The 19,548-nt window shown below is 70.0% G+C and carries 16 protein-coding genes and 1 riboswitch; of the genes, 10 read left to right on the top strand and 6 right to left on the bottom strand.

The features are described from left to right. The first annotated feature begins 34 nt into the window (after window positions 1-34). The 3 genes from ABTX60_RS31380 (at window position 35) to ABTX60_RS31370 (ending at window position 3,092) form a co-directional block, all read left to right on the top strand. Entirely contained in the window at window positions 35-508 is a 474-nt protein-coding gene (locus ABTX60_RS31380) for a bifunctional nuclease family protein (RefSeq protein ID WP_003988851.1), read from the top strand. 291 nt (window positions 509-799) lie between these two features. Continuing rightward, entirely contained in the window at window positions 800-1,483 is a 684-nt protein-coding gene (locus ABTX60_RS31375; protein ID WP_352100388.1) for a MerR family transcriptional regulator, read from the top strand. Between the two features lie 154 nt (window positions 1,484-1,637). Further along, the gene (locus ABTX60_RS31370; protein ID WP_352100387.1) at window positions 1,638-3,092 is read left to right on the top strand and encodes a DNA polymerase IV; all 1,455 of its coding nucleotides are present in this window, start codon (window positions 1,638-1,640) and stop codon (window positions 3,090-3,092) included. On the opposite strand, the gene ABTX60_RS31365 is transcribed toward ABTX60_RS31370, so the two are convergent. Further along, complete coding sequence (locus tag ABTX60_RS31365) at window positions 3,011-3,385, bottom strand: PRC-barrel domain-containing protein (RefSeq protein WP_352100386.1); 375 nt, start codon at window positions 3,383-3,385, stop codon at window positions 3,011-3,013. The two genes, ABTX60_RS31370 and ABTX60_RS31365, sit on opposite strands and share 82 nt — an antisense overlap. A 113-nt stretch (window positions 3,386-3,498) precedes the next feature. Continuing rightward, window positions 3,499-3,594: riboswitch (glycine riboswitch) on the top strand. A 175-nt stretch (window positions 3,595-3,769) separates the two neighbouring features. On the opposite strand from ABTX60_RS31365, the gene gcvP reads away from it, so the two are divergent. After that, window positions 3,770-6,655 (top strand): aminomethyl-transferring glycine dehydrogenase, encoded by a 2,886-nt coding sequence (gcvP, locus tag ABTX60_RS31360; protein WP_352100385.1) that lies wholly within the window; start codon window positions 3,770-3,772, stop codon window positions 6,653-6,655. 215 nt (window positions 6,656-6,870) lie between these two features. Here the strand turns inward: gcvP and ABTX60_RS31355 are convergent, their stop codons facing one another. Both ABTX60_RS31355 and ABTX60_RS31350 read right to left on the bottom strand, forming a co-directional pair. Further along, window positions 6,871-7,266 carry a TOBE domain-containing protein gene (locus tag ABTX60_RS31355; protein ID WP_352100384.1) on the bottom strand — a complete coding sequence of 132 codons (396 nt, stop codon included), beginning with the start codon at window positions 7,264-7,266 and terminating at the stop codon, window positions 6,871-6,873. 104 nt (window positions 7,267-7,370) lie between these two features. Next, window positions 7,371-9,350: an APC family permease gene (locus ABTX60_RS31350; RefSeq protein WP_352100402.1), complete on the bottom strand. Its 1,980-nt coding sequence runs from the start codon at window positions 9,348-9,350 to the stop codon at window positions 7,371-7,373. Window positions 9,351-9,783: 433 nt separating this feature from the next. On the opposite strand from ABTX60_RS31350, the gene ABTX60_RS31345 reads away from it, so the two are divergent. From ABTX60_RS31345 to ABTX60_RS31330, 4 genes are all read left to right on the top strand, one after another. Beyond that, window positions 9,784-11,076: an extracellular solute-binding protein gene (locus ABTX60_RS31345; protein ID WP_352100383.1), complete on the top strand. Its 1,293-nt coding sequence runs from the start codon at window positions 9,784-9,786 to the stop codon at window positions 11,074-11,076. A 6-nt stretch (window positions 11,077-11,082) separates the two neighbouring features. Beyond that, window positions 11,083-12,081, top strand: coding sequence for a carbohydrate ABC transporter permease (locus ABTX60_RS31340; RefSeq protein ID WP_352100382.1), 999 nt, complete (start codon window positions 11,083-11,085; stop codon window positions 12,079-12,081). 74 nt (window positions 12,082-12,155) lie between these two features. Further along, entirely contained in the window at window positions 12,156-12,920 is a 765-nt protein-coding gene (locus tag ABTX60_RS31335) for a carbohydrate ABC transporter permease (RefSeq protein WP_352100401.1), read from the top strand. Between the two features lie 54 nt (window positions 12,921-12,974). After that, complete coding sequence (locus ABTX60_RS31330; RefSeq protein WP_352100381.1) at window positions 12,975-14,024, top strand: endo-1,4-beta-xylanase; 1,050 nt, start codon at window positions 12,975-12,977, stop codon at window positions 14,022-14,024. Between the two features lie 244 nt (window positions 14,025-14,268). On the opposite strand, the gene ABTX60_RS31325 is transcribed toward ABTX60_RS31330, so the two are convergent. Beyond that, complete coding sequence (locus tag ABTX60_RS31325) at window positions 14,269-14,472, bottom strand: DUF5999 family protein (protein ID WP_033307435.1); 204 nt, start codon at window positions 14,470-14,472, stop codon at window positions 14,269-14,271. Between the two features lie 433 nt (window positions 14,473-14,905). Continuing rightward, window positions 14,906-15,490 (bottom strand): hypothetical protein, encoded by a 585-nt coding sequence (locus ABTX60_RS31320; RefSeq protein WP_352100380.1) that lies wholly within the window; start codon window positions 15,488-15,490, stop codon window positions 14,906-14,908. A 545-nt stretch (window positions 15,491-16,035) separates the two neighbouring features. On the opposite strand from ABTX60_RS31320, the gene ABTX60_RS31315 reads away from it, so the two are divergent. Both ABTX60_RS31315 and ABTX60_RS31310 read left to right on the top strand, forming a co-directional pair. After that, window positions 16,036-17,553: a glutamate-cysteine ligase family protein gene (locus ABTX60_RS31315; protein WP_352100379.1), complete on the top strand. Its 1,518-nt coding sequence runs from the start codon at window positions 16,036-16,038 to the stop codon at window positions 17,551-17,553. A 290-nt stretch (window positions 17,554-17,843) separates the two neighbouring features. Beyond that, the gene (locus ABTX60_RS31310) at window positions 17,844-18,644 is read left to right on the top strand and encodes a CPBP family intramembrane glutamic endopeptidase (protein WP_352100378.1); all 801 of its coding nucleotides are present in this window, start codon (window positions 17,844-17,846) and stop codon (window positions 18,642-18,644) included. 50 nt (window positions 18,645-18,694) lie between these two features. Here ABTX60_RS31310 and ABTX60_RS31305 read toward each other — a convergent pair whose 3' ends face one another. Then, a complete protein-coding gene (locus tag ABTX60_RS31305) occupies window positions 18,695-19,513 on the bottom strand; it encodes a PhzF family phenazine biosynthesis protein (protein ID WP_352100377.1) in 819 nt (272 codons plus the stop codon). Window positions 19,514-19,548 lie beyond the last annotated feature (35 nt).

Raw genomic sequence — 19,548 nt, 5'->3', positions numbered from 1 at the left:
CCCAAACATCCCGGGCACGGCCTAGGGTTGCTGTGTGAACGAGCTCGATGTCGTAGGTGTCCGGGTCGAAATGCCCTCCAACCAACCGATCGTGCTGCTGCGTGAAGTGGGAGGCGACCGTTACCTCCCCATCTGGATCGGTCCGGGGGAGGCGACGGCGATCGCCTTCGCCCAGCAGGGCATGGCTCCCGCGCGGCCGCTGACACACGACCTGTTCAAGGACGTGTTGGAAGCCGTCGGCCAGGAGCTCACGGAGGTGCGCATCACGGACCTGCGTGAGGGCGTCTTCTACGCGGAGCTGGTCTTCGCCAGCGGCGTCGAGGTGAGCGCCCGCCCGTCCGACGCCATAGCGCTCGCGCTGCGCACCGGGACGCCTATCTACGGCAGCGACACGGTGCTCGACGACGCGGGTATCGCGATCCCGGACGAGCAGGAGGACGAGGTGGAGAAGTTCCGCGAGTTCCTCGACCAGATTTCCCCGGAGGACTTCGGCAGCAGCAGCCAGTGAGTTCCTCGGATGCGGCAGTGGCCTGAGCAGTGTGTGGGCGGCCCGGCGGACGATGTGGTCCGCGGCGGGGCCGCCCGTCGTGTGTGACGGGTGAATTGCCCGCGTATGCCGCTGGCGTGTGAGAGCGTCACGCGGTCCGTTCCGGACACATTCGGCTAGCCTTTCCCCGCGACGGGGCACGGGAAACCACTCTCAGGGTGATTATCACTCGGCGTGGCGAGTGTGGCGATCGTTGACGCACCCCTGGTGACTGCCTACCGTCGAGAAGGCAGGTCAAGGACGGAGGTCGGCGTGAGAAATAGCGGCGACGGTACGGCTGGGGGCGGCCCCGAGCGCAGTCTCAGGGCGAGCGGTCCGTACCCTCCCCCCGGCTCACGGCCCCTTACGGGCGGGACGTACCCCCAGCCCGGTGGCGCGGCCGATCACACTCCGCAGCGACCGACAGCGGTGCCGAGCAGCGGAGGGACGACGTCCATGGCGTCCGAGCAGATCGGCTATCGCGGCCCCACGGCCTGTGCGGCCGCCGGTATCACCTACCGGCAGTTGGACTACTGGGCCCGCACCGGGCTCGTCGAGCCCAGCGTGCGCCCAGCCTACGGATCCGGGACGCAGCGGCTGTACAGCTTCCGGGACGTGGTCGTCCTGAAGATCGTCAAGCGGTTCCTCGACACCGGGGTGTCGCTGCAGAACATCCGCACCGCCGTTCAGCACCTGAGGGAACGCGGTTTCAGCGACCTCGAGCGCATGACGCTCATGAGTGACGGCGCGACGGTCTACGAGTGCACCTCGCCCGACGAGGTCCATGCCCTGCTCCAAGGCGGCCAGGGGGTCTTCGGGATCGCCGTCGGGGTGGTGTGGCGGGATGTCGAGAGCGCGCTGTCCCAGCTGCACGGCGAGCGGATCGACACCGGCGAGACTCTGGTCGGGCCCAACCCGGCGGACGAGCTGGCGCGTCGACGGAACCGGGCCGTCTGAGCCGTCCGGCAGCGGGGTACGCAGACGGTCGCACGCCACGGGACGTTGCGCACCCGGATGTAAGCGGTTGCCGCCGGGCTTGTCATGGCCTCTCCCGGGCCGTCGAGAGCGCCCGGGCGGGGCGTTGTCAGTGGTGTAGGGCAGCATCGGGGGTGTGAGAACCTCGCCCACGATCCTGCATCTCGACATGGATGCCTTCTACGCCTCGGTGGAGCAGGCGTCCAAGCCGAGTCTGCGCGGGAAGGCCGTGGTCGTGGGCGGGCTCGGGCCGCGGGGCGTGGTGGCGACCGCGTCGTACGAGGCGCGGGTATTCGGGGTGCATTCGGCGATGCCCATGGGCCAGGCCCGGCGGCTCGCGCCGAACGCCGCCTATCTCGTGCCGCGCTTCCACGTCTACCGGTCGATCAGCGAGCGGGTGATGGAGTTGCTGCGTGCGCTGTCGCCGCTGGTGGAGCCGCTGAGCCTGGACGAGGCGTTCGTGGATCTCGAGGCCGGTGGAGTGGCGTGGGACGAGCGGTCGGCGCGGCTGGCCGGGGTGAAGCTGCGCGCGGACATACGCGCCGCCACGGGCCTCACGGGATCGGTGGGGCTCGCCGCGTCCAAGATGCTCGCCAAGATCGCCTCGGAGGAGGCCAAGCCGGACGGGCTGGTGGTGATCGAGCCGGGGACGGAGCGGGCGATGCTCGGGCCGATGTCCGTGCGGACACTGCCGGGAGTGGGGCCGGCGACGGGTGACCACCTGAGGCGGGCCGGGATCACCACGGTCGAGGAGATCGTCGAGGCGGGCGAGGACGAGCTGGTCCGGCTGCTGGGCAAGGCACACGGACACGGCCTCTACGCCATGGCCCTGGCACGGGACGACCGGCCCGTGGTGGCGGAGCGCGAAGCGAAGTCGGTGTCGGTCGAGGACACCTATGACGTGGACATCCACGACCGGATGCGCGTCGGGCTGGAGGTGCAGCGGCTCGCCGAGCGGTGTGTGCGGCGGCTGCGCGGGGCCGGTCTCTCCGGGCGGACGATCGTGCTGAAGGTGCGGCGGTACGACTTCTCGACGCTGACCCGCTCCGAGACGCTGCGCGGCCCCACGGACGACCCCGCGGTGGTCCGTGAGGCGGCGGCCAGACTGCTGGACTCGGTCGACACGACCGGCGGGGTGCGGCTGCTCGGCGTGGGGGTCAGCGGGCTCGCCGACTACACGCAGGAGGACCTGTTCGCCCAGGCGGCGGGGGAGCGGGCGGTCGCGGAGAGCCCGGTCGAGGAGCATGCCGTGGCGCCGGCGGAGGAACAGCCGCCGCTCGCCGAGCGGCGCTGGCCCGCCGGGCACGACGTGCGGCACGCCGAGTTCGGGCACGGCTGGGTGCAGGGCAGCGGCCTGGGGCGGGTCACCGTACGGTTCGAGACGCCCGCCTCGGAGCCCGGGCGGGTGAGGACCTTCCGGGTCGACGATCCGGATCTGGAGGCGGCGGATCCGTTGCCCCTGGTGTTACGGGAGCCGGAGGGGGGAGACCGGATGCCCGGGGTGGGGTCTCAGGCCGTTTCGTCGGTGCCCGCGAGCTTGCCGAAGTCGTGGTCCGGGAGCGGGGGCGGGGCGGCGACGTCGAGACCGTAGTGGTGGTAGAGCTGCAGTTCCTGCTCGGGGGAGAGGTGGCGGCCCACGCCGAAGTCGGGGGCGTCCTTGATCAGGGAGCGTTCGAACGGGACGTGGAGGGCACCCTCGATCAGTTCGCTCGGCTCCAGGGGGACGAAGGCGTCCCTGCTGAACAGGCCGGTCCGTATGGCCGCCCACTCCGGCTCACCGGTGGCGTCGTCGAGGTAGACCTCGTCGATGGTGCCGATCCTGGTCCCGTTGCGGTCGAACGCCTTGCGGCCGATCAGGTTGCGCGGATCGATATCGGTTCGCACGGGCCCTCCACATGGTCGCACCTCATCCGTAGACACAACAAAACGGTACAAGCGGGGATGCGGCCACTCGAAGGTTCGTGCGTTGACCTCGCTGGTACGCTGGCAGCGGCTGCTGACCCCGCGCGGGAGAGTCCTCCAGACACCATCGGAGGCGCCGAAGGAGCAAATCCTCCCCGGAATCTCTCAGGCACACGTACCGCACGGACGAGGTCACTCTGGAAAGCAGAGCGGGTGTCGACGGCTTCCGCTCTCACCGACGGTGAAAGCCGGAGGCCTTCGGGCGATCCGGTGAAGCTCTCAGGTTGAGATGACAGAGGGGGAGGCCGTCCGGGTACCCGTGCAGTGGTGCCCCTCGCAGGTCGTGTCGACCAGGAGGCCTCCGCAATGACCGCCCACCGCATTCCGCTCTCCGAGCTCGAAGAGGCAGTTCCATTCGAGCAGCGCCACATCGGCCCCGACCACGAGGCCTGCGCCAAGATGCTCGCGCACGTCGGTTACGGCTCGCTGGACGAGCTGACCGCCGCCGCGGTCCCGGCCGTGATCAAGAGCGCCGAGGCGCTGGACCTGCCCGGTGCCCGCAGCGAGGCCGAGGTGATCGCCGAGCTGCGCTCCCTCGCCGACCGCAACCAGGTCCTCGGCTCCATGATCGGCCTCGGCTACTACGGCACGTTCACGCCGCCGGTCATCATGCGCAACGTCATGGAGAACCCGTCCTGGTACACGGCCTACACGCCGTACCAGCCGGAGATCTCCCAGGGCCGGCTCGAGGCGCTGCTCAACTTCCAGACCATGGTCGCCGACCTGACCGGACTGCCGACCTCGGGAGCCTCCCTGCTCGACGAGGGCACCGCGGCCGCCGAGGCCATGGCGCTGTCGCGGCGCCTGGGCAAGAACAAGAAGGGCCTGTTCCTGGTCGACGCGGACACCCTGCCGCAGACCATCGCGGTGATCCAGACCCGCGCCGAACCAACCGGTGTCGAGATCGTCGTCGCCGACCTCAGCGAGGGCATCCCCGCCGAGATCGCCGAGCGCGAGATCAACGGCGTGCTGCTCCAGTACCCGGGCGCCTCCGGTGCCGTGCGGGACATCAAGCCGGTCATCGACCGGGCGCACGAGCTGGGCGCGCTCGTCACCGTCGCCGCCGATCTGCTGGCGCTGGCGCTGCTGAAGTCGCCCGGTGAGCTCGGGGCGGACATCGCCGTGGGGACGACGCAGCGCTTCGGTGTGCCCATGGGCTTCGGCGGGCCGCACGCCGGCTACATGGCGGTCCAGGACAAGATGGCGCGCAGCCTTCCCGGGCGGCTCGTCGGCGTGTCCGTGGACGCCGACGGCAACAAGGCCTACCGGCTGGCGCTGCAGACGCGTGAGCAGCACATCCGCCGGGAGAAGGCGACCAGCAACATCTGCACCGCGCAGGTGCTGCTCGCCGTCATGGCCGGCATGTACGCCGTCTACCACGGCCCGGAAGGCCTGAAGGGCATCGCGCGGCGCACCCACCGGTACGCCACGGTCCTCGCCGCCGGGCTCGCGGGCGGCGGTGTCGAGGTCGTGCACGGGGCCTACTTCGACACCCTGACCGTTCGCGCCGGTGGCCGGGCCGCCGAGATCGTGGCCGCCGCGCGGGACAACGGGGTCAACCTGCGTCTCGTCGACGCCGACCACGTCTCCATCGCCTGCGACGAGACCACGACCCGCGCCCAGCTGCGTGCCGTGTGGGCGGCCTTCGGGGTCGAGGGCGTCGTCGAGGCGCTGGACGCGGCCACGGAGGACGGGCTTCCCGGCGCGCTGCTGCGCACCGACGACTACCTGACCCACCCCGTCTTCCACCAGCACCGCTCCGAGACCGCCATGCTGCGCTACCTGCGCAAGCTGGCCGACCGCGACTACGCGCTCGACCGGGGCATGATCCCGCTGGGCTCCTGCACCATGAAGCTCAACGCGACCACCGAGATGGAGCCGGTCACCTGGCCCGAGTTCGGGCAGCTGCACCCCTTCGCGCCCGCCGAGCAGGCCGGCGGCTACCTCACCCTGATCCACGAGCTGGAGGACCGGCTCGCCGAGGTAACCGGCTACGACAAGGTGTCCCTCCAGCCGAACGCCGGGTCGCAGGGTGAGCTGGCCGGACTGCTCGCCGTCCGCGGGTACCACCGGGCCAACGGCGACGAGCAGCGCACCGTCTGCCTGATCCCGTCGTCCGCACACGGCACCAACGCCGCCAGTGCGGTGATGGCGGGCATGAAGGTCGTCGTCGTGAAGACCGCCGAGGACGGCGAGATCGACGTCGAGGACCTGCGGGCGAAGATCGAGCAGCACCGCGACGAGCTGGCTGTGCTGATGATCACGTACCCGTCCACGCACGGTGTGTTCGAGGAGCACGTCTCCGAGATCTGCGCGCAGGTGCACGAGGCGGGCGGGCAGGTCTACGTCGACGGGGCGAACCTCAACGCGCTCGTCGGGCTCGCCAAGCCGGGGCACTTCGGCGGGGACGTCTCGCACCTGAACCTGCACAAGACCTTCTGCATCCCGCACGGCGGCGGCGGTCCGGGTGTCGGTCCGGTGGCGGTGCGCGAGCACCTCGCGCCCTACCTGCCGAACCACCCGCTGCAGCCCGAGGCGGGCCCGCAGACGGGCGTCGGGCCCATCTCCGCAGCGCCCTGGGGCTCCGCCGGCATCCTGCCCATCTCGTGGGCGTACGTCCGGCTCATGGGCGGCGAGGGGCTGAAGCGGGCCACGCAGGTTGCCGTGCTCAGCGCCAACTACATCGCCAAGCGCCTCGAGCCGCACTACCCGGTGCTCTACACCGGCCCCGGCGGGCTCGTGGCGCACGAGTGCATCATCGACCTGCGGCCCCTGACCAAGGCGACCGGCGTGAGTGTCGACGACGTCGCCAAGCGGCTGATCGACTACGGCTTCCACGCGCCGACCATGTCGTTCCCGGTGGCCGGGACGCTGATGATCGAGCCGACCGAGTCGGAGGACCTGGCCGAGCTGGACCGGTTCTGCGAGGCGATGATCGCCATCCGCGCGGAGATCGAGAAGGTCGGCTCCGGAGAATGGCCCACGGAGGACAACCCGTTGCGCGGCGCCCCGCACACCGCCGGTGCGCTCGCCGGGGAGTGGGAGCACGCCTACAGCCGCGAGGAGGCCGTCTTCCCCGCCGGGGTGTCGGTCGCCGACAAGTACTGGCCGCCGGTGCGTCGCGTCGACCAGGCCTTCGGCGACCGGAACCTGGTGTGCTCCTGCCCGCCGCTGGACGCGTACGAGGACTGATCGGCCGACCGGTCACAGGGAGGGGCTCCGCGGTGCGGGGCCCCTCTCGCCGTTCACCGTCGGGTCATGCGGTGGCGACGACAGGGCTCCCCGGGCGACAGGGCCAGGTCCTTCTCGGCGTCCCCGGTGGTCGCGGCAGTCAGTTCGCCGCCCTCGACCGTGCGGCGGACCGACCCCATCACCCCGTATGCGTCGCCCTGGCCCGCCGCGTGGGCTCAGACGCGGTCGATATGGACGTTTGTCGACTTCACGCGGGCCGTCGCCTCCATTCCGACCTCCAGGCCCAGTTCCTCCACCGCCTCACGGGTGAGCAGCGAGACGAGCCGGTGCGGGCCGGCCTGGATCTCGACCTGGGCGGCGACGTCGCCGAGTTTGATCGCGGTGACGATGCCGGGAAAGGCGTTGCGGGCCGAGGTGTACGGGGTGTCTTCCTCGGCGGTGCCGGACCGGGCGAGCTCGACCGAGAAGGAGGCCAGGTCGCGCCCGTCGATGAGCCGTCGCCCGGCCTCGTCGCGATGGGTCGTGATGCGGCCCGCGTCGGCCCAGCGACGGGCGGTGTCCGGGCTGACGCCGAGCAGCCGTGCTGCCTGGCCGATCGTGTAGGACTGCATGCCGGTCACGATAGGGGCGGGGGAGGGCAAGGGGGGATGCGGGGTTGGCCGTCGGGAGTAACGCGACCGGGCGCTCGGCCGCGGACGACAGGCCGGAGCTCGGCTCACCCCACGTGCACCCTCGGCCGCCGCTCGCGGTCCGGTTCCGCCTCGCGCAGGACCTCGCGGGTCACCGGGGCGACCTCGCCCTGGCCGAACAGGAAGAACCGCAGGAAGTTGGCGAAGGGCCCGCCCTCGGTCCACTCGAAGTAGATGTGCGGGGTCCGGCCGGTCGCGTCGCGGACGTGCAGCAGCAGCGCGGCCAGGGCGTTGGGGATGGAGGACGACTCCAGGGTCAGGACGCGGTAGCGGCCGTGCAGCACCTCGCCGCGTACGCTCAGGCCCGCCTCGAACTCGGACGGGTCGGTCACCGTCACCTCGACGAAGACGAAGTCCTCCTGGCCGGACACGTCGTTGTCCTGCCGGATCTGCTCGATCTTGTCGCGGTACTCGGCGATGTCGCGCCGGTCGGGCTCGTTGGCGATGAACCGCATCCGGCGGCTGGCCACGTCCCGGACGAAGCGCTCCGCCATGTCGTCCAGCGTCACGCTGGTCACGCGCAACTCGAACGCCCGGGCCAACCGTGACAGCAGGGAGACCAGGATGATGCCGGCGATGAAGCAGGCGCCGATCTTCACGCCGTCCGGGCGCTCGATGACGTTGAGCACGGTCGTGTAGAGGAACACCGCGGAGATCACCGCGAAGGCGATCGTCCAGTTCCGTTGCCGGGCCTTGCGGGCGGCGATGGTCACCGCGATCGCCGCGGAGCTGATGAGGACCAGCACACCGGTGGCGTAGGCGCCGCCCTGGGCGTTGACGTCGGCGTCGAAGATCCAGGTGACCAGGAAGGCGATCAGGGTGAACACGATGACCATGGGGCGTACCGCGCGGGCCCAGTGCGGGGCCATGCCGTAGCGGGGCAGGTAGCGCGGCATCAGGTTGAGCAGACCGGCCATCGCGGACGCACCGGCGAACCACAGGATGGCGATGGTCGAGACGTCGTAGACGGTGCCGAAGGTGTTGCCGAGGTAGTGGTGGGCCAGGTAGGCGAGCGCCCGGCCGTTGGCCTGGCCGCCCGCCTCGAACTCCTTCTCCGGGATGAGGAGGGTGGTGATGAAGCTGGTGGTGATCAGGAAGACGCTCATGATCAGGGCAGCCGTGGTGAGCAGCTTCTTCGTGTCGCGGATGCGTCCGGCCGGCCGCTCCTCCGTGTCGTCCGCATCGCCCTCGACGTGCGGCATCACGGCGACACCCGTCTCGAACCCGGAGAGGCCGAGGGCCAGTTTCGGGAAGACGAGCAGAGCGACGCCGACCATGGCGAAGACGTTGCCGTGCTGGGCGGTGAGGGCGCTCGACCAGTCGCTGATCACATGACCGGCCGTGATGACGTGGTAAAGGCCGACGACCACCACGACCGCGTTCAGCGCGAGATAGGCGCCGACCAGGGCGACGGCGACGCCGACCGCCTCCAGGAAGCCCTTGAGGAACACCGCGCCCAGCAGGGCGACCAGAACCAGGGTGATCAGCATCCGTTGGTCGTGCAACGCACCCGTCAGATGCGGGTTCTCCACGAGGTGGGTGGAGGCGTCGGCGGCCGACAGGGTGATGGTGATGAGGAAGTCGGTGGCGGCGAAGCCCAGCAGGGTCAGGACGAACAGCTTGCCCTGCCAGAAGGAGAGCAGCCGCTCCAGCATGGCGATCGAGCCTTCGCCGCGGGGGCTCTCCTCGGCCACGCGGCGGTAGACGGGCAGGGCGCCGGCCAGCGTGACGACGACCAGGACGATGGTCGCGACCGGTGACAGCAGTCCGGCGGCGAGGGCCGCGATGCCCGGTTGGTATCCGAGGGTCGAGAAGTAGTCGACGCCGGTCAGGCACATCACCCGCCACCAGCGCTGACCCCGGTGCGCAGGCTCCGGTTCGGCATGCGGCCCGGTGTGACCACCGCCCTTGCCCATGTCCGACAGGCCCTCCAGCATCCAGCCGCGCAGACGGCTGGGTGGGGAAGGCTCCGGACGGCTCGGCGCCGGGTGCTCGGTGGTGGCCATCGACGTGCTCCCGATCGTGTGGATCAGCGTGGTTCCTGCCATCACTGGACGGCTCGGTCAGCGTAAGCGGAGCGTGACGCCATGGCCCATGAACGAAGGGGCCGAGCGCGTCAAGCTTCCGTTAAGACTGACGGCCGGGGCGGCCGCGGCTCCGAAAACACGAGATGAGCGCCCGTCGGGCGGCATTGACCTCGACGGGGGCGGTGCTCCCTGGCCGGCTCACGGACGGACACCCTGCGTGATCGCGACGGAGTCGGCATCGTAACGTTCGTCTGAGAATCCGAATGTTTCGCACTCACGTCAGGTTCCAGGATCGCGAGAGATTCACCTCGCACAAGGGGTTGCCACCCTTTATCCGCTGTCTCTAGGGTGCGGCAGCAGCGAAGCTTTCTGGGTTTGATCCGAAACTTTCGAGACTCTCGAGGAGCGCATGATGGGCGACCCCGCACTGTCCCGCCGCGGCTTCCTGGCGGCCTCCGCCGCGGCCGGTCTGGGGATGACGGCACTGACCGCATGCGGCGGGGACTCGGACGGGGGGTCGTCGGGGACGACCACGATCGAGTGGTGGAACATCTCCACCACCGAGCCGTCCAAGACCGTCTGGGCCGCTCTGGCGCGGAAGTTCGAGGCACAGAACCCCAAGGTCAAGATAAAGATCGTCCAGCTGGAGAACGACGCCTACAAGTCGAAGATGACGGCCCTGACCGCCTCCGGGAAGCTGCCCGACATCTTTCACACCTGGGGCGGCGGTGTGCTGAAGCAGCAGGTCGACGCGGGACTGGTGGAGAACCTCACGGACCGGACCAAGCCGTGGGCCGACGCCCTCCTGCCGGTAGCCCGGGAGCCGTACCTGTTCGACGACCAGGCCTACGGCGTCCCGTTCGACATCGGCATGATCGGCTTCTGGTACAACAAGGCGCTCTTCCAGAAGGCCGGCATCGCCGAGCCGCCGACCACGTGGGACGGCTTCCTCGACGCCGTACGCAAGCTGAAGGCCGCCAAGATCACGCCGCTGGCCCTGGCCGGCAAGGAGAAGTGGCCCGGCATGTACTACTGGGCCTACCTCGCCATGCGCTCCGCCGGGGCCGAGGCGCTGCAGAAGGCCTACGACGACAAGGACTTCACCGGTGCCCCCTTCCTCGAGGCGGGCGAGCACCTGAAGGAACTCGTCGCCCTGCAGCCGTTCCAGAAGGGCTTCCTCGGCGCCGCCTACTCGTCGCCCACCGGACAGGCCGCCGCCGTCGGCAACGGCAAGGCGGCCATGGAGCTGATGGGCCAGTGGGCGCCCACGGTGCAGGCCGACGCGGGCAAGGGCCTCGGCAAGGACCTCGGCTTCTTCCCGTTCCCCGCGGTCGAGGGCGGCGAGGGCGCCATCACCGAGGTGTTCGGCGGAGGCGGCGGGCACGCGCTGCGCAGGGGCGCCCCGCAGGAGGCCGTCGACTTCCTCAAGTTCTTCGCGTCCGAGGCCACCGACCTGGAACTGGTCAAGAAGACCGGTGTCCTGCCCGTGGTCCCGGCGGCCGAGAGCGCCATCGCCGACCCCAACATCAAGGCCGTCCAAGCCCAGTTGAAGGCCGCCACCGGCTTCCAGCTCTACCTCGACCAGGCCTACGCGCCCGCCGTCGGCCAGGAGGTCAACGACAGCGTGGCCGCGCTCATCGCGGGCTCCAAGTCGCCCGGGCAGGTCGCACAGTCGATCACGAAGACCGCGAAGGAAGAGCAGTAACCGGCGATGACCTCCACGTTCCTGCCGGACAAACGGACCGGCCCCGGCGCCGGTTCCCCGCCCCCGGCCGCGGCCCGGCCCACGGGGCGGACCCGGCGACGCGCTCTGCACTGGCTCACCGCAGCCGGCTTCCAGCTCCCCGCCCTGGTGCTGTTCATGGGGCTGGTGCTGCTGCCGATGCTGTTCGCCCTGTACGCCGCGTTCTTCCGCTGGGGCGGCTTCGGCATGCCCTCCGACTACATCGGCGGCGAGAACTTCACCCGGCTCTTCCAGGACGACGTCTTCCTCGGCGACCTGTGGCGCTGTCTGGTCCTGGTGGTGCTGTCGCTCGCCCTCCAGCTGCCGTTCGCGCTCGCCATGGCCGTCCTGCTCAACCAGCGGATGCGCGGCCGGGCGGTCTACCGGATGCTGTTCTTCGCCCCGTACGTCCTGTCGGAGGCCATCACCGGCATCCTCTTCGGCATGATCTTCGCCCCGGACGACGGCTTCGCCGACCAGGTCCTCGGCAGGATCGGTCTCGAGGGGCTGGGCGGGGAGTGGTTCGCGGATCCCTCCACCGTCATGGCGACCGTCTTCCTGGTCATGACCTGGAAGTACTTCGGCTTCCACATGATGCTGTACCTGGCCGGGCTCCAGGCCGTCCCGAGGGAACTGACCGAGGCGGCGCTCATCGACGGGGCCAGTGCCTGGCAGCGCTTCCGCAACGTCACACTGCCGCTGCTCGCGCCCACCCTGCGCATCAGCGTGTTCCTCGCGGTCATCGGGTCGATCCAGCTCTTCGACCTGGTGTGGGTGACCACCGCGGGCGGGCCTGACCACCACTCCGAGACCATGGCCGTGACCATGTTCCAGTACGGCTTCAAGCGCTACCAGGTCGGCTATGCCAGCGCGATCAGCGTGGTCATGTTCGGCATCAGCCTCGTCTTCGCCCTCGCCTACCAGCGGTTCGTCCTCCGGCGCGACCTGCAAGGGGCCACCACGACCATGCGGGGTGACGGTAAGTGACAGCGAGTCAGAAAATCCGTGCGCGCGGGAAGACCTGGAGCCTGCACCTCGTCCTGGTCGTCGTCGGGGCCGTCATGGCCGTCCCCCTGCTCTACGCGGCGCTCTCCGGCTTCAAGTCCACCGACGAGCTCTCCCGCAACCCGGTCGGACTGCCCGAGTCGTGGGTCACCTCCAACTACACCCAGATCCTCGGCTCGGGGGACTTCTGGCGGCTGATCGGCAACAGCACGCTGATCGCGATCGGCACGACGGTCCTGGTCGTCGCCGTCTCGGCCCTGTCGGCCTTCTCCTTCGCGCGGTTCGCCTTCCGGGGCCGGGAGGTGCTGTTCACGCTCTTCACGATGGGGCTGATGTTCCCGTTCGCGGTGGCGGCCCTGCCCTTGTTCCTGCTGCTGCGCTCGCTGGATTTGCTGGACAATCCGCTCGGCGTGATCCTCCCGCAGGCCGCCTTCGCACTGCCGATGACGATCATCATCCTGCGGGGCTTCTTCCGGCAGATCCCCGGCGAGCTGGAGGAGGCGGCCACGCTCGACGGGTGCAGCTCGTTCGGCTTCTTCTGGCGGGTGCTGCTGCCCATGGCCCGGCCCGCGCTCGGCACCGTCTCCGTACTGGCCGTCGTCACCAGCTGGAACAACTTCTTCCTGCCGCTCCTGGTGTTCACCGACGCGCAGTGGTGGACGCTGCCGATCGGCGTCCAGCAGTTCCAGGGGCAGTACTCCGCGGAATACGCCAAGGTCTTCGCCTATCTGGTGCTGGCCATGGTCCCCGCCCTCGCCTTCTACTCGGTCGCCGAGCGCCAGCTCGTGGGCGGCCTCACCGCCGGCGCCACCAAGGGCTGACGCGCGCCGCGAACGTACGGCTCTACCCAGCCACCTGTCGTGAGGAGTCGCACCATGCGCACCACCCGTCTCAGACTCGCCGGCGCCTTCGCCGCGCTCCTGGTCGCCGCCGGCATCGGCGTCGGCACGCCCGCCCAGGCGGATCACCAGCAGCCCACCCTCGCCGACCTCGCGCAGCGGCACGGCCGCTACTTCGGCAGCGCCACCGACAACCCCGAGCTCGTGGACGGTCCCTACACGGCCCTGCTCGGCAGCGAGTTCGACCAGATCACGCCCGGCAACGGCATGAAGTGGTACGCGACCGAGCCCCAGCAGGGCGTGTTCGACTTCTCCCAGGGCGACGAGATCGTCGATCTCGCCCGGGCCAACCGCCAGAAGGTGCGCGGCCACACCCTGGTCTGGCACAGCCAGCTGCCCGGATGGCTCACGGCCAAGGAGTGGACGGCCCCTGAGCTGCGGGCCGTACTGAAGAAGCACATCCAGACGGAGGTACGGCACTACCGGGGCAAGGTGTTCGCCTGGGACGTCGTCAACGAGGCGTTCAACGAGGACGGTACGTACCGGGAGTCGGTCTTCTACAAGACGCTCGGGCCCGGCTACATCGCCGACGCGCTGCGCTGGGCGCACCAGGCCGATCCGCGCGTGAAGCTGTACCTCAACGACTACAACATCGAGGGCATCGGCCCGAAGAGCGACGCCTATTATCGGCTGGCCAAGGAGCTCAAGGCGGCGGGCGTCCCCCTGCACGGCATCGGCCTCCAGGCCCACCTGGCCCTGCAGTACGGCTATCCGACCACCCTGGAGGACAACCTCCGCCGCTTCTCCCGGCTCGGCCTCGACACCGCGCTGACCGAGGTCGACATACGGATGCAACTGCCCGCCACCGACGAGAAGCTGACGCAGCAGGCGGAGTGGTACGCCGACCTGACCGAGGCGTGCCTGGCGGTCCGCCGCTGCGTGGGCATCACCCTGTGGGACTACACCGACAAGTACTCGTGGATCCCCGCGTTCTTCCCGGGCGAGGGAGCGGCCCTGCCGTGGGACGAGGAACTGCGGCGGAAGCCCGCGTACTTCGCGCTGCGTGAGGCGCTCGGGGGGAGGTAGCGGGGGGCGGGCGGCGCCCCCGGCGTCGGCCCCACCAGCCCGACCTCCGTCGACGGATGACCGCGGAACTTCGAGGAGCCTTCCGGGAGGGACGCATCCGTGGGAAGGCGTACGGGCCGGGGACGCCGCGTCGCGAGAGATGACGTTCAGTGACGGCCGAAAGACATGCGTCGGGGCCGGTGCGCAGGGTGCCCTGCGGCCGGCCCCTCATGTCGTGCGACGGGGCATCACCCCGCCGACGGCCTCATGCGGCCGTCATCACCTGGCCGGCCAGCGGACGGTGCGGGGCGATCGCCCGGCCGTCCGGCAGGAGTTCGCCGGTGTCCTCGAAGAGCACCACGCCGTTGCACAGCAGGCTCCATCCCTGCTCCGGGTGATGCGCCACGAGGCGGGCGGATTCCCGGTCGGCGGATTCTGCTGAGGGGCACTGGGTCTGGTGCTGGCACATGGGTGGGATCTTTCGCTGTGTCGAGACGGACGATGGTATTGACGTGTCCGAGTGGGCTGTCGTGTCTGTTCCGCGGCTAGAAGTGTCGTTCATGGCCGCCCCCCGTTGCGATAAGTCGTCGGAACCCAGTGTTGCCCCACGGGCGTCAATCCGCAGGGATTTCGCGGCACCGCTTCTCACAGGTTCAGGACGCGTCACCCGCGCGGACGGTTCATCCCAACTGGGCTGTCCCTTTGGGTGGTTCGCAGTGGCCGGATAGGGCTAGTCCGCCCGGGGCGACGACCATTCCGGCTCGTACGAGCCATTCATCGCTCGTACGAGCGATCGTGTGAGCGATAAGGCGATCGTGCGAGCGACCGGTGGCCGACCGGCGGTAAAGGAGCGACCCCGCCGCCGGAATTCGGCGACGGGGTGCGAGGAACCCTGTGGTGTTTCAGGCGGGTGATCCGAGAAGTCTGGTGGGAGCCGCTCGATGGGTCAGCACCGGAAGGAGTTCGGAGACGCGGTGCGGGCGGTGGGCCGCGATGCCGGGGGGCGCCGGCGCCAGCGGGACGAGCAGGTCGGTGGCGGCGGGGTGGCCTGCGGCACCGTCCGCGGAGCAGTCCTCGTGCAGCCAGAGCGTCAGCATGTACAGGCCGGGCACCGACAGCAGACGGGGCTGGTACGGCTGCGGCATCGCCTCGGCCTGACGCAGGGCGCGCTCGGTGGAGGTGATGTACGGGCCCTCGAAGAAGTGGGAGAAGGCCCAGCCGTCGGCAGTCAGCATGGTCTCCGCCGCGGCCACGGCGTGGTCGCCGCAGCGGATCAGGAAGCGCCACCCGGCCAGCCGGGTGGCGGAGACGCCCTCGGCCGTGACGTGGTCGAGGACGTGCACGGGCAGGGGCAGCTCGGGTGTGGCGGGTCCCTGGGTGCCGAGCAGGGAGGGAGTTCGGGCTTCGCGGACCGCGGTGGGAGAGGAGAGGGCGGTGAGGACGGAGCGGAGTGCGGGCGCGGGAGCCGGAGGGACATGCAGCGGCATGGTGGGTCGCCTCTCATTCAAAGGCACGGTGGCACGAGGGCGGGGGCGGACGGCGCTGTCTGCTCACGGGGTCAGAGCGGCAGGGGCCGGGGTCATCAGAACGAGAGGGGGGTGGGGTCCGCGTCGCCTCGACGGCAGGACCCATCGACCGTGGGCGCCAACCTTCTGCCTTGTTCGCGGAGTTTATACGACACGGGTTCAGACTGTGTTTCGTCTAGCCGTTTCCGGTGAGTAGAACAAGGGTGCATTCGGTCGGCGATACGCGAGAATTATCCCGATTCCGTGCGGGGGTGCACTACGGTGACCTCGGTGAATGTCCGCGAACCGGTCGGCCCATTCTCGTCGGCGTTTTTCACGAGTTCCCGAGGCCCGAAACCTGTCCTGTGCGTCATGCCGAGTGAATGTGCCACCGGTCACACTCGCCCAGCGTAGCGGTCGCCGGGTCCGCCCGGGACGTTATCGATCGCTTTCGCTGGGCATCCTCCACCTGACCGGGGCCCCGTCGGCCGGATCCCGGCCCGCATCATCCAAGGAGGGACGCTTCGATGGGGGAGAAGGTCGTGGCAGGGCGGTTCGACCTGTCCGATCGGCAGCGCTACCGCGACAAGCTGCGTCAGTGTCTGACGGGCTTGGAGCGACTCCTGGCGGAGAAGCGGTTCGATCGGCCCAAGAACCTCATGGGTCTGGAGATCGAATTGAATCTCGCGGGCGCCGACGGCATGCCGAAAATGTTGAACGGACAAGTCCTCGAACGCATCGCGAGTCGCGATTTCCAAACAGAACTCGCCATGTTCAATCTGGAAGTGAACATTCCTCCACACCGTCTCGGGGGTCGGGTATTCGACCGCCTCGCGGAGGAACTCCGTACGTCGCTGGCATATGCCGACCGGAAAGCGGGCGAGGTCGACGCGGGCATCGTGATGATCGGTATTCTGCCGACTCTCGACCGTGACGACCTGGTGTCGTCGAACCTCTCCGACGTCGACCGGTACACCCTCCTCAACGACCAGATCGTGGCCGCCCGCGGCGAGGAGTTCACCCTCGACATCGACGGCGTGGAGCACCTGAGCTGCACCTCGAAGTCCATCGCGCCGGAGGCCGCCTGCACCTCTGTGCAGCTGCATCTCCAGGTCACCCCGGCCCGCTTCGCCGACGTGTGGAACGCGGCCCAGGCGGTCGCCGCCGCGCAGATCGCCGTCGGTGCCAATTCGCCCTTCCTCTTCGGGCGCGAACTGTGGCGCGAGTCGCGGCCCCCGCTGTTCCAGCAGTCCACCGACACCCGCCCGCCCGAGCTCCAGGCTCAGGGCGTCCGGCCGCGCACCTGGTTCGGGGAGCGCTGGATCACCTCGGCGTACGACCTCTTCGAGGAGAACCTGCGCTACTACCCGGCCCTTCTGCCGATCTGCGACGACGAGGACCCGCTCGAGGTGCTCGACCAGGGCGGCACGCCCTCGCTCGCCGAACTCGTCCTGCACAACGGCACGATCTACCGCTGGAACCGCCCGGTGTACGGCATCGCCGACGGCGTCCCGCATCTGCGCGTGGAGAACCGCGTCCTGCCGGCCGGGCCCACCGTCCTCGACGTCGTCGCCAACGCGGCCTTCTTCTACGGCGTCGTCCGGGCGCTCGCGGAGGAGTCCCGGCCGGTCTGGTCCCGGATGCCCTTCGAGGCGGCCGCCGCCAACTTCGACGCCGCGTGCAAGGACGGCATCGACGCCCGCTTCACCTGGCCCCGGCGCGGTCGCTACAGCGGCACCGCCCAGGTGGACGCGGTGAGCCTGATCCGCGACGAACTGCTGCCGCTCGCCGAAGCCGGGCTGGACGCCTGGGGCGTCGAGCCGGCCGACCGCGATCTGTACCTGGGCGTGATCGAGGAGCGGTGCCGGCGCCGGGTGAACGGGGCGAGCTGGCAGGCCGCCACCTTCCACAAGGCGCTGGACGCGGGCCTGTCCCGGGAGGACGCGCTGGCCGCCACGACCCGGCGCTACCGCGAGCTGATGCACAAGGGCGAGCCGGTGCACAGCTGGCCGGTGGGGCTGCCGGAACCCGTGTCGCTGGGCTGACGCCGTGAGGCGGGTGGCCGCTGCGAGGCGGTGGCGCCGGGGTGATCCCCTGAGACGGGGTGGCCGCTGCGAGGCGGTGGCGCCGGGTGGCGGCACATGCCGGGCCTATCGCTGCGGGGCGGGGCGGCTGGGGTGACGTCGCGATCCTGACGCCGCGAACCGGGCTGACGCCGCGAGGCGCTGTCTCCGGGCTGAGGCCGTGAGGCCGTGTCGCCGGACCGACGCCGCCTCAGGGGTGACATCGCGCTGCCGCCATACTGATCCGACAGGTCGGTGAAGTGGAGGCGGGTGTGCAGGCGGAGGCGAGCCCGGTGGGCGATTCCATTCCCCAGCAGGGGCTCTCACGGCGGATGCTCCGCAACGAGACCCTGCTGGTCCTCGCGCTGTCGCTGGGCGCGAGCGGACTGTCGGCGCTGATCAGCTTCATCGGGTCGGTCACCAAGCCGGGCGGCCTCAAGGACCAGGCGGCCACGATGAACGCCTCGGCCGCGCCCGGCCGGCCCTGGCTCGACCTCGCCTGGCAGCTCTTCGGGATCACCACGGCGCTCGTGCCCGTCGCACTCGTCGCCCACTTCCTGCTCCGCGAGGCCGCGAGCCTGCGCACGATCGGTTTCGACCGCACCCGCCCCTGGCCGGACCTCGGCCGCGGCGCCGCGATCGCCGCGGTCATCGGCAGCACCGGCATCGCCTTCTACCTGGCGGCCCGCGGCCTCGGCTTCAACCTCACCGTGGTGCCCGAGGCGCTGCCGGCGGTGTGGTGGAAGTACCCGGTGCTGATCCTCTCGGCGATCCAGAACGCCGTGCTGGAGGAAGTGATCGTCGTCGGCTACCTGCTGCGCCGCATGGGCCAGCTGGGGTGGACCCCGACGGCGGCCCTGGTCGGCAGCTCCGTTCTGCGCGGCTCGTACCACCTCTACCAGGGCATCGGCGGCTTCGTCGGCAACATGGTCATGGGCGTCGTCTTCGTCTACCTCTACCGCCGCTGGGGGCGGGTCGGCCCGCTCGTGGTGGCCCACTCGCTGCTCGACATCGGGGCGTTCGTCGGGTACGCGCTGCTGGCGGGCAAGGTGGGCTGGCTGCCGACGGCGTGAATCAGTGGGCGAAGGGGCGTACGACGGTGTCGTACGCCCCTTTACTTGTCTCAGGCCAGCAACTCGCCCTCGATGACGGTGACCGCCGTGCCCGTCAGCAGGGTGCGGTCGCCGCGCAGCTCGGTACGGACCCGGCCGGAGCGGGGTGAGGCCTGGAGACCGGTGAGCCGGGAGCGGCCCAGGCGCCCGGACCAGAACGGGGCGAGTGCCGTGTGGGCGCTGCCGGTCACCGGGTCCTCGTCGATGCCCACGTTCGGGAAGAAGCAGCGAGAGACGAAGTCGTGCCCGGCGGCCGTGTCCTCGGCGAGGGCCGTCGCGATCACACCGCGCTCGGAGTGGACGGCGAGGGCCGCCAGGTCCGGGGTGAGGGCGTGCACCGTCTTCTCGTCGGCGACCTCGACGAGCAGGTCGCCGACGTTCGGGCCGGTGTCGAGGACCGTGAGCACCTCCGCGCCCAGCGCCTCGGCGAGGCCGCCGGGCGGGTCGATACGGGTGAGCGGGGCCGTCGGGAAGTCCAGGGTGACGGAGCCGTCCGCTGCGGGCGTGGCGATGAGGACGCCGCTGTGTGTGGCGAACCGCACCGGCCCCGTGTGGGCGCCGGTGGTGTGCAGGACGTGGGCGGTGGCGAGGGTGGCGTGGCCGCACATCGCGACCTCGGTGGCCGGAGTGAACCAGCGCAGCGCCCAGTCCGCTTCGGAGCCCTCCGGGAGTGGGTGGGCGAAGGCCGTCTCGGCGTGGTTGACCTCCAGGGCGACGTTCTGCAGCCAGGTGTCGTCCGGGAAGGCGTCCGCGCCGGGCAGGAGCAGGACCCCGGCCGGATTGCCGGAGAAGGGGCGATCGGTGAAGGCGTCGACGATTCGGATCCGCATACACCGAAAGCTAGGGCGCCCACGAAGCAGCAGGC

It is taken from the genome of Streptomyces sp. NPDC126510 (genome assembly GCF_040302345.1).
Taxonomy (GTDB): domain Bacteria; phylum Actinomycetota; class Actinomycetes; order Streptomycetales; family Streptomycetaceae; genus Streptomyces.
The sequence above is the reverse complement of the archived record's forward strand: the minus strand, read 5'-3'. Positions and strand labels throughout refer to the sequence as shown.

Bases quoted from the DNA above. Each gene is read 5' to 3' on its own strand.
- gcvP (WP_352100385.1), top strand. From the start codon at position 3,770: ATGACCGCCCACCGCATTCCGCTCTCCGAGCTCGAAGAGGCAGTTCCA.
- ABTX60_RS31355 (WP_352100384.1), bottom strand. From the start codon at position 7,266: ATGCAGTCCTACACGATCGGCCAGGCAGCACGGCTGCTCGGCGTCAGC.
- ABTX60_RS31350 (WP_352100402.1), bottom strand. From the start codon at position 9,350: ATGGCCACCACCGAGCACCCGGCGCCGAGCCGTCCGGAGCCTTCCCCA.
- ABTX60_RS31345 (WP_352100383.1), top strand. From the start codon at position 9,784: ATGGGCGACCCCGCACTGTCCCGCCGCGGCTTCCTGGCGGCCTCCGCC.
- ABTX60_RS31340 (WP_352100382.1), top strand. From the start codon at position 11,083: ATGACCTCCACGTTCCTGCCGGACAAACGGACCGGCCCCGGCGCCGGT.
- ABTX60_RS31335 (WP_352100401.1), top strand. From the start codon at position 12,156: ATGGCCGTCCCCCTGCTCTACGCGGCGCTCTCCGGCTTCAAGTCCACC.
- ABTX60_RS31330 (WP_352100381.1), top strand. From the start codon at position 12,975: ATGCGCACCACCCGTCTCAGACTCGCCGGCGCCTTCGCCGCGCTCCTG.
- ABTX60_RS31325 (WP_033307435.1), bottom strand. From the start codon at position 14,472: ATGTGCCAGCACCAGACCCAGTGCCCCTCAGCAGAATCCGCCGACCGG.
- ABTX60_RS31320 (WP_352100380.1), bottom strand. From the start codon at position 15,490: ATGCCGCTGCATGTCCCTCCGGCTCCCGCGCCCGCACTCCGCTCCGTC.
- ABTX60_RS31315 (WP_352100379.1), top strand. From the start codon at position 16,036: ATGGGGGAGAAGGTCGTGGCAGGGCGGTTCGACCTGTCCGATCGGCAG.
- ABTX60_RS31305 (WP_352100377.1), bottom strand. From the start codon at position 19,513: ATGCGGATCCGAATCGTCGACGCCTTCACCGATCGCCCCTTCTCCGGC.